16 protein-coding genes are annotated in these 14,108 nt (G+C 72.1%); 6 read left to right on the top strand and 10 right to left on the bottom strand.

Annotation, left to right across the window (positions count from 1 at the left end):
• Positions 1-206: 206 nt before the first annotated feature.
• Together EDD30_RS09930 and metF are read right to left on the bottom strand one after the other, a co-directional pair.
• Positions 207-863 carry a CDP-alcohol phosphatidyltransferase family protein gene (locus tag EDD30_RS09930; RefSeq protein ID WP_071806708.1) on the bottom strand — a complete coding sequence of 219 codons (657 nt, stop codon included), beginning with the start codon at positions 861-863 and terminating at the stop codon, positions 207-209.
• Positions 860-1,786, bottom strand: a complete 927-nt coding sequence (gene metF, locus EDD30_RS09935) for a methylenetetrahydrofolate reductase [NAD(P)H] (protein ID WP_071806697.1) — start codon at positions 1,784-1,786, stop codon at positions 860-862. Before metF ends, EDD30_RS09930 begins: the two co-directional genes overlap by 4 nt.
• 64 nt (positions 1,787-1,850) lie before the next feature.
• On the opposite strand from metF, the gene EDD30_RS09940 reads away from it, so the two are divergent.
• On the top strand, positions 1,851-2,906 hold the full coding sequence (locus tag EDD30_RS09940; RefSeq protein WP_071806707.1) for a polyprenyl synthetase family protein: 1,056 nt from the start codon (positions 1,851-1,853) through the stop codon (positions 2,904-2,906).
• A gap of 10 nt (positions 2,907-2,916) precedes the next feature.
• On the opposite strand, the gene EDD30_RS09945 is transcribed toward EDD30_RS09940, so the two are convergent.
• From EDD30_RS09945 to EDD30_RS09955, 3 genes are read right to left on the bottom strand one after another with little or no spacing between them, the layout of a single operon-like run.
• Complete coding sequence (locus EDD30_RS09945; RefSeq protein ID WP_071806696.1) at positions 2,917-3,273, bottom strand: lycopene cyclase domain-containing protein; 357 nt, start codon at positions 3,271-3,273, stop codon at positions 2,917-2,919.
• Positions 3,270-3,602: a lycopene cyclase domain-containing protein gene (locus EDD30_RS09950; protein ID WP_071806695.1), complete on the bottom strand. Its 333-nt coding sequence runs from the start codon at positions 3,600-3,602 to the stop codon at positions 3,270-3,272. The genes EDD30_RS09945 and EDD30_RS09950 overlap by 4 nt, the downstream gene beginning before the upstream one ends.
• A 7-nt stretch (positions 3,603-3,609) precedes the next feature.
• Positions 3,610-3,969, bottom strand: a complete 360-nt coding sequence (locus EDD30_RS09955; protein ID WP_071806694.1) for an Rv2175c family DNA-binding protein — start codon at positions 3,967-3,969, stop codon at positions 3,610-3,612.
• A gap of 96 nt (positions 3,970-4,065) precedes the next feature.
• On the opposite strand from EDD30_RS09955, the gene EDD30_RS09960 reads away from it, so the two are divergent.
• The 3 genes from EDD30_RS09960 to EDD30_RS09970 all read left to right on the top strand — a co-directional run bounded on the left by EDD30_RS09960 (position 4,066) and on the right by EDD30_RS09970 (position 7,832).
• Positions 4,066-4,857, top strand: a complete 792-nt coding sequence (locus EDD30_RS09960; RefSeq protein WP_071806693.1) for a hypothetical protein — start codon at positions 4,066-4,068, stop codon at positions 4,855-4,857.
• 153 nt (positions 4,858-5,010) lie between these two features.
• Positions 5,011-6,963 (top strand): Stk1 family PASTA domain-containing Ser/Thr kinase, encoded by a 1,953-nt coding sequence (gene pknB, locus EDD30_RS09965; protein ID WP_071806692.1) that lies wholly within the window; start codon positions 5,011-5,013, stop codon positions 6,961-6,963.
• Positions 6,954-7,832 (top strand): deoxyribonuclease IV, encoded by an 879-nt coding sequence (locus tag EDD30_RS09970; RefSeq protein ID WP_244945185.1) that lies wholly within the window; start codon positions 6,954-6,956, stop codon positions 7,830-7,832. Before pknB ends, EDD30_RS09970 begins: the two co-directional genes overlap by 10 nt.
• Here the strand turns inward: EDD30_RS09970 and EDD30_RS09975 are convergent.
• From EDD30_RS09975 to EDD30_RS09990, 4 genes are all read right to left on the bottom strand, one after another.
• Positions 7,811-8,200, bottom strand: coding sequence for a DUF3224 domain-containing protein (locus EDD30_RS09975; protein WP_071806691.1), 390 nt, complete (start codon positions 8,198-8,200; stop codon positions 7,811-7,813). The genes EDD30_RS09970 and EDD30_RS09975 overlap by 22 nt on opposite strands.
• 50 nt (positions 8,201-8,250) lie before the next feature.
• Positions 8,251-9,276: a threonine aldolase family protein gene (locus EDD30_RS09980; protein WP_071806705.1), complete on the bottom strand. Its 1,026-nt coding sequence runs from the start codon at positions 9,274-9,276 to the stop codon at positions 8,251-8,253.
• Positions 9,277-9,307: 31 nt separating this feature from the next.
• Positions 9,308-10,714 carry a class II 3-deoxy-7-phosphoheptulonate synthase gene (locus tag EDD30_RS09985; protein WP_071806690.1) on the bottom strand — a complete coding sequence of 469 codons (1,407 nt, stop codon included), beginning with the start codon at positions 10,712-10,714 and terminating at the stop codon, positions 9,308-9,310.
• A 75-nt stretch (positions 10,715-10,789) separates the two neighbouring features.
• The gene (locus EDD30_RS09990) at positions 10,790-12,259 is read right to left on the bottom strand and encodes a glycosyl hydrolase family 18 protein (protein WP_071806689.1); all 1,470 of its coding nucleotides are present in this window, start codon (positions 12,257-12,259) and stop codon (positions 10,790-10,792) included.
• A 169-nt stretch (positions 12,260-12,428) separates the two neighbouring features.
• Between EDD30_RS09990 and EDD30_RS09995 the strand changes: the two genes are divergently transcribed.
• Together EDD30_RS09995 and EDD30_RS10000 are read left to right on the top strand one after the other, a co-directional pair.
• Positions 12,429-12,899, top strand: a complete 471-nt coding sequence (locus tag EDD30_RS09995; protein WP_071806688.1) for a glutathione peroxidase — start codon at positions 12,429-12,431, stop codon at positions 12,897-12,899.
• 7 nt (positions 12,900-12,906) lie between these two features.
• Entirely contained in the window at positions 12,907-13,584 is a 678-nt protein-coding gene (locus EDD30_RS10000; protein ID WP_071806687.1) for a DUF429 domain-containing protein, read from the top strand.
• A gap of 2 nt (positions 13,585-13,586) precedes the next feature.
• On the opposite strand, the gene EDD30_RS41775 is transcribed toward EDD30_RS10000, so the two are convergent.
• The gene (locus EDD30_RS41775; protein WP_342353761.1) at positions 13,587-14,054 is read right to left on the bottom strand and encodes a hypothetical protein; all 468 of its coding nucleotides are present in this window, start codon (positions 14,052-14,054) and stop codon (positions 13,587-13,589) included.
• Between the last annotated feature and the right edge of the window lie 54 nt (positions 14,055-14,108).

The following is a 14,108-nucleotide window of genomic DNA, read 5'->3' on the forward strand; positions in this document are numbered from 1 at the left end:
CCTCCCGTGTCCTTCAAGGACATGAAAAGGCCGCTCGGCCCCGGACAGCACGGGACGAGCGGCGGCGGTTGCCGCGTGTGCGTCAACCGCGTCGGTCGTCCCTGCTTCCGTGCCGGCAGGCCGTCATGTCTTCTCCTCGCTGCCCGGTGACCCGGGCACGTCGTCGCCTCACAAGGTAGGGGCAGCGGCGGGGGCCGGACAACGGATTAATCGATCAACGCGCGGCGGACGGCCGCCAGCAACTGTCCGAGACCGATCAGCGAGAGGACACTCCAGACGGTCACCGCGACCACCGCGGCGGGCCGGTCCCATCCCGGCTGCACCAGGCCCGCGATGCCGACGACGGCCAGGCCGACGGCCGCCACGGACACCCGGGTCGGGCGCTCGCCCATGGTGACCACGCCCACGCCGTCCATGCCGCCGGCCGCGGCGCGGGCCCGCACATACTCGTGCAGCCAACTCACCGCCAGGCCGGTCACGACGAGCCAGCCCGGCGCGCCGGCCACCCAGAACGCCCCCAGCCAGGCGAGCTCGCCGAGGCGGTCGGCCACCGAGTCGTAGACGAAGCCGAGCCGGGTGGCCCGCCCGGCGACCACGGCCACCGCCCCGTCGAGGGTGTCGGCGATCCCGGCCAGCAGCACCAGCATCGCCCCGGCCAGCGGCGGCACGAACGGCACGCCCGCGCAGAGCAGCAGACCGGCGACGGTCACCGCGGTCGGTCCGACGCGCAGGGAGGCGAGCAGGCGGCCGCCGCGGTAGGCCAGACGGACCCAGCCGCGCACCACCGGCGAGGCGGTGCGCGGGTCGAAACCCCCGTGCAGTGCCGACCAGGCGGCGGCGTACTGCTCCCAGGTCACCGTCAGGCGGCGGCGGGCGCGGCGGCCGCGCCGGTCAGGTGTTGCCAGACCTCGCGGGTCGCCGGAGAGCGGTTCATGGTGATGAAGTGGATGCCCGGCACGCCCTCGTCGAGCAGCCTGCGGCACATCTCGCTGCACAGGTCGATGCCGAGCCGGCGCACGCCGGCCTCGTCGTCGGCGATCCGCTCGAAGCGCTTCAGCAGGGCGGGCGGGAACGGCGCGCCGGAGAGCTGCGCCGAGCGGGCGATCGTCGCCATCCGCAGGACGGGCATCACACCCGGCACGATGGGCGTGTCGCAGCCGGCGGCGGCCACCCGGTCGCGCAGGCGCAGATACTCGTCCGCCTCGAAGAACATCTGGGTGATCGCGAAGTCGGCGCCGGCCCGGCACTTGCGGATGAAGTTGCGGGTGTCGCTGTCGATGTCGGGCGAGCGCGGGTGCTTGTAGGGGAACGCCGCGACGCCGACGCTGAAGTTACCGGCCTCCCGCAGGAGCCGCACCAGGTCCTCGGCGTAGAGGACGCCCTCGGGGTGGCGCACCCACTCGCCGTTCGGGTCGCCGGGCGGGTCGCCCCGGACGGCGAGCACGTTGCGGATGCCCGCCCCGGCGAGGCGCCCGATGACGTTGCGCAGCTCGGCGATCGAGTGGCCGACCGCGGTCAGGTGGGCCATGGCCAGCAGGGTCGTCTCGGAGGCGACCCGCTCGGTCACGTCGACGGTGGTGTCGCGGGTGCTGCCGCCGGCGCCGTACGTGATCGAGACGAAGTCGGGCCGCAGCGGCTCAAGCTCGCGAATGGTGCGCCAGAGGAGTTGTTCGCCCTCCGGGGTCTTCGGCGGCATGAACTCGAACGAGAACGTCGGAGTCGGACGACGGATCAGCTCACCGATCGCCGGAGACGTCGGTAGGCGGGAGGGAAGTCCGAGAGACACACCCCGAGTCTACCGGCTGGCGTCCGAAGCCCGACCCGCTAGGTTTGGCGCCGTGACCTCCCCCCTGGAACGGGCCGGCCTGCGGCCCCGCGTCGACAAGGCCCTGGCCGCCTTCCTGGCGGCGCAGCGCGCCAAGCTGCTGTCGATCGACGAGGCGCTGACCGACGTCGCGGACGCCCTCGAGGCGTTCGTGCTGCGCGGCGGCAAGCGGCTGCGGCCCGCCTTCGCGTACTGGGGGTACCGCGGCGCCGGCGCCATCGACAGCGACCAGGTCGTCGCCGCCGTGGCCGCGCTGGAGTTGGTGCAGGCCAGCGCGCTCATCCACGACGACCTGATGGACCGCTCGGACACCCGGCGCGGCGAACCGTCGGTGCACAAGCGGTTCGCGGCCCGCCACGCCGCCGCGGCCTGGAACGGGTCGGCGGAGACCTTCGGCGACAACGCCGCGGTGCTGCTCGGCGACCTGGCGCTGGTCTGGTCGGACGAGTTGCTGCACGGCTCCGGGGTGGCCTGCGGGGACCTGGCCCGGGCGCGTCCGGTCTTCGACGAGATGCGCACCGAGGTGACCGTCGGGCAGTATCTCGACGTGCTCACCCCGGTGACCGGTGACACCTCCCTGGCGCATGCGAGCAAGGTCGCCCGGTACAAGTCGGCGAAGTACACCGTCGAGCGGCCGTTGCTGCTCGGCGCCGCGCTGGCGGGCGCCGGCCCGGCGCTGAGCGCGGCCTACTCCGGGTTCGGGCTGCCGCTCGGCGAGGCCTTCCAGCTCCGCGACGACGTCCTGGGCGTCTTCGGCGACCCGGACCGCACCGGCAAGCCCGCCGGCGACGACCTGCGCGAGGGCAAGCGCACCTATCTCATCGCGGCGGCGTGCGAGTCGGTGTCCGAGGCCGGGCGGGCGGAGATCGAGCGCGGCCTGGGCGACCCGGCGCTGGACGAGGCGGGCGTCGCCCGGCTGCGCGAGATCATCACGGCCAGCGGGGCGCTGAGGCGGACCGAGGCGCGCATCGCCGCGCTCACCGAGGAGGCGCTGGCCGCGCTGGCCGCCGCCGACGTCGACCCGGAGGCCCGGGCGGTGCTGCGGGACCTGGCCGACGCGGCCACCCGCCGCGCGGTGTGAGGCGGGTCCGTCAGGAACGTTCGCGCAGCCACCGCAGCAGCGCGCTGCCCTCCCCCGCCCGCGGCTCGCGCTGCACCCCGCGGCGCCCGAGCCAGACCCAGACCGAGCACGTGAGCAGCACCATCGCGAAGCCGAAGAACAGGTCCTCCACCGGCGCGTACGCGATCCGCCACCCGATGATCGCCGCCGGGTCGTAGACGACGATGCGCCGCCCGGTGAGGATCCCGTTGGAGAGCAACTGGAAGCCGATGATGATCGGGTACGTGGCCCAGAACACGACCCGCCCCACCAGCTTCGTCCGCAGCACGAACAGGTCGATCAGCACCGCCGCGGCCACGCCGAGCAGGGCGGCCACCGTGTAGCTCATCCGTCACCGTCCCCGGCCGGCCGGCGCAGCACCGCCCGCACGGCCTCGAAGCCCAGCAGCGCGCACACCGGCACGACGAGGAAGAACAGCACCTCGTCGAGGGGCAGGCCGCCGGGGAAGAGGATGCCGGTCGTCTGTTCCGGATCGAACGTCCAGTGCCCGGCCGCGATGGCGGCGAGGTCCCAGAGCACGAAGACGACGGCCACCGGCAGCAGCGTCAGCAGCAGCCGCCGGCCGCGGCGCAGCACGTTGACCTTGAGCACCGGTTCGAGCCAGATCGCGCACGCCAGGCAGCCGGCGAGCACGGCCAGGTACGACAGATGGCGCATCCGGCGCTCAGAAGCCGAGGGCCTGCGCGCGCCGCTTGACCTCACGGGCCCGGTCGCCGCCGAGCGCCACCGCGCCCGAGCCGCCGAGGGTCTCGTCGGGCTCGTACAGCCACCGGAGCGCCTCTTCGTCGTTGTACCCAGCGTCGCGGAGCAAGTTGAGGATGCCGGGGAGGTGCTTGAGCACGATGGCGTTGGCCACCAGTTCGGCCGGCACGACCCGGACGCCGTCGCGCTTGACGGCGAGCAGAACGCCGTCGCGGATCATCTGGTGCACCTTGCTGATCGACACGCCGAGCCGGTCCGCCACGTCGGGCAGGTTGATCCAGTCGGTCGGCCCGGCGGCCGGGTCCACGGTTGCATCGGTCACCGGACCAGCGTGCCATGCCACCTTCACACCGCCGCACGCGGAACCCCTGACGACGCCGGGAAGGACCCGGCTCGAGCAGATCGGAGAGGTGTCCGAATGACCCTGTGGCGGAGAACCCGCACCGAGATGGCCGGAGCGTGGCGGTCGATGCGCTACGACCTGGGCCGGCGGGACCCCGAGCCGGCGGCCTCGCGCGCCGGCGAGACCCTCGCCGGGCCCGGCGCGCGCCGGGCCGCGTATCAGGATGTGACGGCCACGGGGTTCAGCACCTTCGGCGGCGCCGGTGTCACCGGGGGTCTGCACACCTCGTACGGCGTGGAGCACGCCCGCGGCCCGCGCCGGCTGGTCGCGGTCACCGCGTTCGGCGTGCTGGCGGTCGCCGGTGCCACGGGCAGCTACGTCGCGGTGGTCAACGGTCTGGGATCGCTGCTCGGTGAGCAGGGCGCGGAGCCGTACCCCTTGGCGGCCGCGGCTCCCGGCGACCGAGGCGACGAGTCGAACCAGGGCCTGGGCCGGGGTTCCGGCGAGGGTCCGGTGACCGCGCCGGAGGCGACCGGAAGCACGATCCGGGTGCTGCCGAACCCGGCCGCGACCGCCGCGGCGCCGGGGGCTCCCACGACTGCCGCCGCGCCGCGACCGCGGCGGACCTCGGTGGCCGGGACGGCTCCGACGACCCGGCCGGAACCGTGTGACTGCCTGACCCCGCCGGTGCCGACCCCGACGGCGGCACCGTCCTCGCACGAGCCGTCGCCGACGCCGTCGCCCAGCGCCTCCACTGACGACCCGGTCACTCCGACGCCGACCGATTCGCCCAGTTCGACGGCTTCTGCGGGATCCGGCGACGGCGGCGAGCGGACGGAAAGGGCGCGCCTCACTCGCGCGAACTGATCCGATTTGTCATGATAAAGCGCCCCGCGGTGCCCGGCACCGCGGGCCGTTTTCTGCCTTATGCGCCGGTCCGCAGGTCGTGCAGTACCCGTTCGGTCTCAGCTCGGTCATCCTGGTCCGCCTTTTCCCGAAGGGCACATACACTTCACGCCGATGGACACGACTGTCGCCGACACGTTGATCGGCACGACGATTGACGGGCGTTACCGGATCACCGGGCGCGTGGCGCGCGGTGGGATGGCGACCGTCTATACCGCCGTGGACGAGCGGCTCGAGCGTACGGTCGCGTTGAAGATCATTCATCCGTCGCAGGCGACCAACGTCCACTTCGTCGACCGGTTCACCGACGAGGCCAAGACGATCGCCCGGCTCACCCACCCCAACGTCGTCGCCGTCTACGACCAGGGCCGCCATCAGGGCCTGCCCTATCTCGTGATGGAGTACGTGCAGGGCCGCACCCTGCGCGACCTGCTCAACCAGCGACGCCGGCTCAACCCGGTCGAGGCGCTGGCCATCCTCGAGCAGATGCTCGCCGCGATCGCCGCCGCGCACCGCGCCGGCCTGGTGCACCGGGACGTGAAGCCGGAGAACGTGCTGGTCGCCGAGGCGCCCAGCGGCGGCATCGCCAACCTCGTGGACAGCGTCGTCAAGGTGGCCGACTTCGGCCTGGCCCGGGCGGTCGAGGCGAGCACCACCGACGACTCCGGCCAGCTCATGGCGACGGTCGCCTACGTCGCGCCCGAGCTCGTCACCGACGGGCACGCCGACGCCCGCACGGACGTCTACTCGGCCGGGATCGTGCTGTTCGAGATGCTCACCGGCCGCGTGCCCTACGACGGCGAGGTGCCGGTCGAGGTCGCGTGGCAGCACGTCGACAACGACGTGCCGGCCCCCTCCCACGTCGTCAAGGGCCTGCCGAACGTGCTGGACGACCTGGTCGCCCGGGCCACCCGCCGCGACCCCGGCGCCCGGCCGACCGACGCCGGCGCACTGCTGGCCGAGGTCCAGGTGGTGCGCGACGACCTGGGCGCCGCCAACGTCGAGACCGCGCTGCTGCGCCAGGTGCCCGCCCGCTCGCCGGTCGCGGACGCCACCGCGCTCGTGCCCGCCGTCACCTCCGTCTATCCGGCCGCCACGGACCGCCCCACCTGGGCCCGCCTGCCGGAGCAGAACAAGGGCGGCCGCGCTCAGCGCCGTGCCGCACCGCTCGTCGAGGCCCCGGTCGGCCGGTTCGGCGACCGCCGCCAGATCTTCATCGTGGCCGCCATCGCGCTGATGGTGCTGACGATCGTCGGCAGCACGTGGTGGGTCACGCTCGGCCGCTACACCGAGGCGCCCCAGTTCGTGAACATGACCCGTACGCAGGTCGAGCAGGAGGCCCGGACGAAGGGCTTCGCGCTCGTCTTCGGCGACGGCCGCTACGACGAGAACGTGCCGAAGGACGTGGTCCTGGCGCAGGACCCGCCGGCCACCGAGCGGATCGTGCACGGCGGGCAGATCACCCTCGTCCTGTCCCTTGGCCCCGAGCGTCACCAGGTGCCGGACATCATCGGCCTGGAGAGGGCCGCCGCCAAGGGCGAGATCGAAACCAACAAGCTCGTCTTCAAGGAAGGGGCGGGCGAGCACAGCGACACCGTGCCGCAGGGCGTGGTCATCTCCACCGATCCCAAGCCGGGCCAGACCCTCAAGCCGGGCGAGACGGTCACCGTGGTGATCAGCAAGGGCAAGGCCCCGATCACCGTGCCATCCGTCATCGGCCAGAACATCACCGCCGCCCGCGACCAGCTCCAGGGCCTGGGACTGATCGTGGTGGAGCAGTACAAGGACAGCAACGAGCCGGCGGACAAGGTCATCGGCCAGTCCCCCGGGCCGGGCACCGGCGCGGAGAAGGACGACGAGATCAAGCTCGAGGTCAGCAAGGGCCCGTCGCAGGTCATCGTCCCCGACCTCACCGGCCAGCCGTGCCCGCAGGCCAAGGCGACGCTGGAGGGCATGGGCCTGAGGGTGACCGTCAACCTGAACGTCAACGGCAAGGTGCTCCAGCAGAGCCCCGGTCCGAACACACCGGTCGCGCCGCAGTCGGAGGTCGTGCTCAATTGCCTCTGAGCAGTCCGATCGGATCGCACGCCAAGACGTCGGGCGGGCTGGCGAAGGCGGCCCTGCCCTACGCCGACGCCGCGGGCTCCGAGGCGGTGCAGGTCTACGTCTCCAACTCCCGCGGCTGGGCGCTGCCACCGGGTGATCCGAAGCAGGACACGCTGTTCCGTGACGGGTGCGGTGCGCGTGGGCTGTCGGCGTACATCCATGCGTCGCTGCTGGTGAACCTCGGCTCCCCCACCGAGCTGACGGTCTCGCGGTCGGTGGAGACCCTGGAGCACGCGCTGCGCCGGGGCGCGGCCATCGGCGCCACCGCCGTCGTCTACCACGCCGGCAGCTCGGTCGACCCGGCCCACGACGACAAGGCGCTGCACCAGCTCAAGGAGGCGCTGCTGCCCCTGCTGGACGTGGCGGCCGCGCAGGGGCTGCCGAGGCTGCTCGTGGAGCCGAGCGCGGGCGGCGGGCGCAGCCTCGCGTCGAAGATGGGCGACCTCGGGGCGTACCTGGCGGCGGTGGAGCATCACCCCTGGCTCGGGGTCTGCTTCGACACCTGCCACGCCTGGGCGGCGGGTCACGACCTGGCCACCCCGGGCGGCATGACCCGGACCCTGGACGAGCTGGTGGCGACGGTCGGGCGGGAGCGGCTGATGCTGATCCACGCCAACGACTCGAAGGACGACTGCGGCTCGACCCGCGACCGCCACGAGACGATCGGTGCGGGCCGCATCGGCGCGGCCGCGTTCGGCGAGCTGTTCGCCCACCCCGCCACGGCCGGCGTCCCGGTGATCGTGGAGACGCCGACCACGGAACACGAGGGCCACGCCGCCGACATCGCCCTGCTGAAGGGCCTGCGGGCTCAGTGCGGCGCGAGCTCGTAGTCGAAGGTGTAGCGGTGCCCTTCGGAGTCGTTCTCGATCTGGAACGTGCCGGAGAGGCCGGTGAGCTGGTCGGTGCCGGAGTCCGGCACCACCTCGACGACGAGGGTGCCCGCGCCGCGATTCATCAGGCCGTAGTGCTGCAGGACGAAGCTGCCGCTGCGGCCGTGCAGCGTGCCGGTGATGCGGTCGATGGCGACATAGCCGGCCGAGCCGTCGATGGGAGTGCCGACCGAGAGCATCTCCGCGCGGCCGCTACCGGTCAAGTCCCCCTCGATGGTCTTCAGCACCAGCGTCCGGCCGAGCGTGTCGTCGTCGATCGGCAGCGGCTCGAAGACGGTGGAGAAGGTGCCGGTGGCACGGCGGGTCATGGGAGCTCCTCGGCGGTCGCGGACGGCGTAAGAATTCCGATGTAACCAGATCAGCCGGTGCGAAGGAGGGCGGTCAGCACGTCGATCGCCCGGTCGACGGCGTCGTCGTCCAGGTCGAGATGGGTGACCAGCCGGGCCGTGCGCGGCAGCATCGCCGCGATCAGCACGCCGCGCTCGGCCGCCGCGGCGGCCAGCGACGGCGCGTCCAGCGGCGAGCGGCTCAGGTCCAGCGGCACGAGGTTCGTGCGTACGGCGGCCGCGTCGACGACGCCGAGCGGCTCGAGGGCCTGCGCGAGCCGGCGGGCGCGGGCGTGGTCGTCGGCGAGCCGGTCGACGTGGTGGTCGAGGGCGTGCCGCCCGGCGGCGGCGAGGACGCCGGCCTGGCGCATGCCGCCGCCCATCCGCTTGCGCAGCGGCCGGGCCCGCGCGATCTGCTCCGCGGAGCCGACGACCAGCGATCCCACCGGCGCGCCCAGGCCCTTCGACAGGCAGACCGCCAGGGTGTCGAACAGTTCACCGTACGCGGCGAGGGGAACCCCGTCCGCGACGTGCGCGTGCCAGATCCGGGCCCCGTCGCAGTGCAGTGCCACCCCGGCGGCGGACGTCGCCTTGTGCAGCTCCCGCAGCGTGTCGAGGCCGGTGACGCCTCCGCCGCCGAGGTTGTGCGTCTGCTCGACCGCGACCGCCCGGGTCGGCACCGACGGGTAGCCCGCCGGCCGGATCATGGCGGCGATCTCCTCGACGTCGAGCGCCGCGCCCACCGACGGCCAGGTGCGGGTGGAGACGCCGCCCAGCGCGGCGGCGCCACCCAGCTCGTACGTGACCACGTGCGCGTCGGCCCCGGCCAGCAGCTCCTCGCCGCGCGGCACGAGCAGTTGGAGCGCAATCTGGTTGGCCATCGTGCCGGACGGGGCGAACAGCGCCGCCTCGTGCCCGAACAGGGCCGCCACGTGCGCCTCGAGCGCGTTGACGCTCGGGTCGTCGCCGAAGACGTCGTCGCCGACCTCGGCCGTCGCCATGGCCTCGCGCATGGCGGCGGTCGGCCGGGTGACGGTGTCCGAGCGCAGGTCGGCCAGGACCGGCCCGCCGGGTGCGCCCTGGCCCAGGTCAACCACGCAGCATCTCCGCCACCAGGAACGCCAGCTCGAGGCTCTGCTGGGTGTTGAGGCGGGGGTCGCAGGCGGTCTCGTAGCGGTCCGGCAGGTCGAGGTCCTCGATGCCCTGCGCCCCGCCCAGGCACTCGGTCACGTCCTCGCCGGTCAGCTCGACGTGGATGCCGCCGGGGTGGGTGCGCAGGCCGCGGTGCACCTCGAAGTAGCCGAGGACCTCGTCGACGATCCGGTCGAAGTGGCGGGTCTTGTAGCCGTTGGAGGACTCGTGCGTGTTGCCATGCATCGGGTCGCACTGCCACACGACCTTGGCGCCCGCCGCGGTCACCTTGTCCACGATCGGCGGCAGCGCGTCGCGGACCTTGCCGTTGCCCATCCGGCTGATCAGCGTGAGCCGGCCGGGGATGTTCTCCGGGTTGAGCTTCTCGCACAGCTCGATGGCGGTCTCGGGAGACGTGGTGGGCCCGAGCTTGACGCCGATCGGGTTGGCGAGGCGGCTGACGAAGTCGATGTGCGCGTGGTCGAGCTGACGGGTGCGCTCGCCGATCCACAGGAAGTGGCCGGAGAGCCCGTACGCCCGGCCCTGCGAGACGCGGGTGAGCGCGCGGTCGTACTCCAGCGCCAGCGCCTCGTGGGAGCAGTACAGGCTGACCGTGCGCAGCGCCTCGTCGTCGGTCATGCCGCAGGCGCGGATGAAGTCGAGGGCGCGATCGATCTCGCGGGCGATGGCCTCGTAGCGCTCCCCGGCGGGCGACGCGCGGACGAAGTCCTTGTTCCAGTCGTGCAGTCCGGCCAGGTCGGCGAGGCCACCCGCCAGGTACGCGCGGAGCATGTTCATCGCCGCGGCACTGTTCGCGTACGCCCGGATCATGCGCTGCGGGTCGGCCACCCGGGCGGCCTCGTCGGCCTCCAGCGAGTTGATCATGTCGCCCCGGTACGCCGGCAGCCCCAGCGAGTCGGTCGGGGACGACCGGGGCTTGGTGTACTGCCCGGCGACCCGGGCGACCTTCACCACCGGCATCGAGGCGCCGTACGTCAGCACGACCGCCATCTGCAGCAGCGTACGGGCGTTGGCGAGCAGGTGGCTCTCGGTGTTGTCGGCGAAGGTCTCGGCGCAGTCGCCGCCCTGCAGCAGGAACGCGCGGCCCTCGCAGACCTCCGCGAGCTTGTGCCGGAGCTGGTCCACTTCGTAGGGCGCCACGATCGACGGCACGTTGTCGAGGACCTTGCAGACCTCCGCCACCTCGCCGAGGTCCGGCCACGGCGGCATCTGCACCCGCGGCAGCTCCCGCCATCGGTCCAGGCCGAGCGCCGAGTCCTCGGCGGAGTCGGTGGAGGGGCGGGAGGTCTGCAGGGCCGTCGCGCCGACCCCGGGATGACTGAGCTGATGCCACTCTCGGCGCATGTCAGCAGCCTAACCAGGCGCGGGAACGCGGCGTCGGGAGGATCCCCCCGGCGCCGCGTCCCGTGTGCCGGCGTCTCAGCCGAGACCGTTCCTGATCGCGCTGATCAGCTCACCGTTGCCGGTGTCTCCGGAGAATTCCCAGAAGAACGCGCCGCCGAGACCCTGGTTCTTCACGTACGTCATCTTGCCGCCGATGGTGGCCGGGGTGTCGTAGCCCCACCAGTTGCTGCCGCACTTGGCGTAGGCGGTGCCGCCCACGGTGCCGATGGACGGGCAGGTGTTCTTGAGCACCTTGTAGTCCTCGATGCCCGCCTCGTAGGTGCCCGGCGCCGCGCCGGTGGCCGTGCCGCCCGGTCCGCTCTGCGTGACGCCGGTCCACCCGCGGCCGTAGAAGCCGATGCCGAGCAGCATCTTGTTCGCCGGCACGCCCTTGCTCTTGAGCTTCTGGATCGCCGCGTCGGACCAGAACCCCTGCTGCGGGATGCCCGGGTAGGAGGTCAGCGGCGAGTGCGGAGCGGTCGGACCCTGCGGGTTGAACGCACCGAAGTAGTCGTAGGTCATGGGGTAGACCATGTTCAGCTTCGCGATGCCGGAGGCGTAGTCGGCCACGTCCAGCTTGCCGCCGTTGGAGCCGTCGGCCGAGATCGCTGAGGTGATCAGGAAGGAGTTGCCGAACCTGGTCCGCAGCGCGGAGATCACCCGGTCGTACGCATCCGCCCCGCTGGCGTCGCAGGTCAGGCCGCAGGCGTTGGGGTACTCCCAGTCGATGTCGATGCCGTCGAAGACGTCGGCCCAGCGCGAGTCCTTCACGAGGTTGTAACAGGAGTTCGCGAAGCCGGTCGGATTCGCGGCGGCCTGGGTGAAGCCGCCGGACCAGGTCCAGCCGCCGAAGGACCAGATCACCTTGATGTTCGGATACTGCTTCTTCAGCTTGCGCAACTGGTTGAACGAGCCGCGCAGGGCGCCGTTGTCCCAGGTGTCGGCGACGCCGTCGACGCTCTCCGCCGCGGTGTACGCCCGGTCGTAGTCGGCATACGAGTCGCCGATGGTGCACTGGCCGCCGGTGGTGTTGCCGAAGGCGTACAGGATGTGGGTGAGCTTGGCCGCCGAGCCGCTCGTGACGATGTTCTTGACGTGGTAGTTGCGGCCGTAGACGCCCCACTGCGCGAAGTAGCCGACGAGGTACTTGCTCGCACCCGGGCTGGTCGGCGGGGTCGTGGGCGGCGTCGTCGGCGGAGTCGTGGGCGGCGTGGTGGGCGGCGTGGTGGGCGGGGTGGTCGGCGGAGTGCCGCCGCCGCAGGGACCGGCGTCGGCCCAGACGTCCCACTGCCCGCTGTGCGTGGCCGGAGCCTCGTTCTGGGTCCACCACTTCGCGGTGTAGTTGTGGCCGGACTGCGAAGCCGTCATGTCCTTGGTGTAGACCGACGAGGCGCTCCATGCGGGAGCACAGGCCGCGGCCGCGGACGCCTGGATCGCGGGCAGCGTGGCGGAGGCCACGGCCACGACCGCCCCGGCCCACAGCGCGCGGCGGAGAGTCTTCTTCACTACGCCTCCCCAAACTTTTAGGAAACTTTCCAAATGGAAGTTGAAGAGACGGTAGTCACATCTATGAACATCAGTCAAGAAAGTCACACAGGTTTGACGGACCGCTTAACTTTTCGAGAGTGAGTGCCACAGCGTGCACTCACACAGGCACTACGCGTAGTCTGCCGTCATGACCATCTTCGACGTCGACATCGACGCACTCACCGGCGGATCCGCCGATCTGCGGCAGTATCGCGGCAATGTCGTCCTCGTGGTCAACGTCGCCTCCCGGTGCGGGCTCACCCCGCAGTACGCCGGGCTGGAGAAGCTGTGGCAAAAGTACCGGGACCGCGGCCTGGTGATCCTGGGCGTGCCCTCCAACCAGTTCGCCGGCCAGGAACCCGGCACGGCCGAGGACATCCAGCAGTTCTGCTCGGTCAACTACGGCGTCACCTTCCCCCTCACGCGGAAGGTCGACGTCAACGGGCCCGACCGGCACCCGCTCTACGGAGAGCTGGTCGGCGAGGGGGAAGCCATCCAGTGGAACTTCGAGAAGTTCGTGGTCGCACCCGACGGCACGGTCGCGGCTCGCTTCGATCCGGGCACCGAGCCGGAGGACGAGCGCCTGGTCGCCACCATCGAGAAACTGCTCCCCCGCTGAGCCGCCGATGAGTCTCCACGTGATCGGCGTCGACGCGTACGCCCTGGGCTGGGTCGGCGTCGAGCTGCGCGACGGACACTTCGGCCGGGCGATGCTGGCGTCCACCCTCTACGAGATCGTCGCGGGCAGCTCCGGCGCCGCCGTCATCGGCGTCGACATCCCGCTCGGCATGCTCCCCGACCGCTGGCGCGCCGCCGACACCGTGGCCGCCGACCACCTCGGCCCGCGGCGCAGCAGCGTGTTCCGCGTCCCGCCCCGCGCGGTGTGGCAGGAGACCGACTTCGCGGCCGCCAACCGGCTCTGCCGCGAGCTCACCGGCGCCGGACTCAGCCGCCAGTCCTGGGCGATGCGGCCCAAGCTGCTCGAGGCCAACGCGATCTGGGAACGGCACCCCGGCCTACTCTTCGAGGCGCACCCCGAGGTGTCGTTCCGGGAGATGGCGGGCGAGCCGCTCGCGTACGCGAAGAAGACCTGGACCGGTCAGGCCCGCCGGCGTGAACTGCTCGCCCGGCACGGGATCGTGCTTCCCGACCAGCTCGGACCGGCCGGGCAGGCGCCGCCGGACGACATCCTCGACGCCGCCGCGGTGGCGTGGAGCGCCCACCGGATGGCGACCGGCACGGCGCTGAGCCACCCCAACCCGCCCGAGGAGGCCAACGGCGCCCGCATCGCGATCTGGTACTAGGGCTAGATCAACTCCACGTCGTCGATGTGGACGGCCGAGCCGCGGTGCGCTCCCGCGGCGGGCTCGAAGCGCACCCCGATCTCGCGGACATCGTTTCGCCCCGGCACCTTCGTCAGGTCGACGGAGAGCACCGTACCGTGCGGCACGACCGCGGTACTGCCACCGTCGTGCCAGGTCAACGCCGATCCGGTACGCACGTACAGCTTGGCGCTCGTACCCGCGCGGTGATCACCCCCACGGGGCGGTGCGGACCGCCGCCGACAGCGTCGCGCCCCGTCAGGTCCGTGCGGCCGGTCCAGGACAGGAGGGCCGGTGCGGCGCCGAGGTCGACGTTGCCTTGAGCGACCGGCCGGGACTCGTCGTCGCCCACTCCTCGACCGCCCACACGCGACTCTTCGTCTGGTAGCCGGCCCAGCCGCCGGTGCCGGTCTCGAAGTCGGCGAACACAGGATCGGCTTCGCTGCGGCCAGTGGCCGGAGGGGAGTTACAAGATCATCTTAGGAGTCGGCCGGCATCCGGCGAAG

The organism is Couchioplanes caeruleus (assembly GCF_003751945.1).
GTDB lineage: Bacteria > Actinomycetota > Actinomycetes > Mycobacteriales > Micromonosporaceae > Actinoplanes > Actinoplanes caeruleus.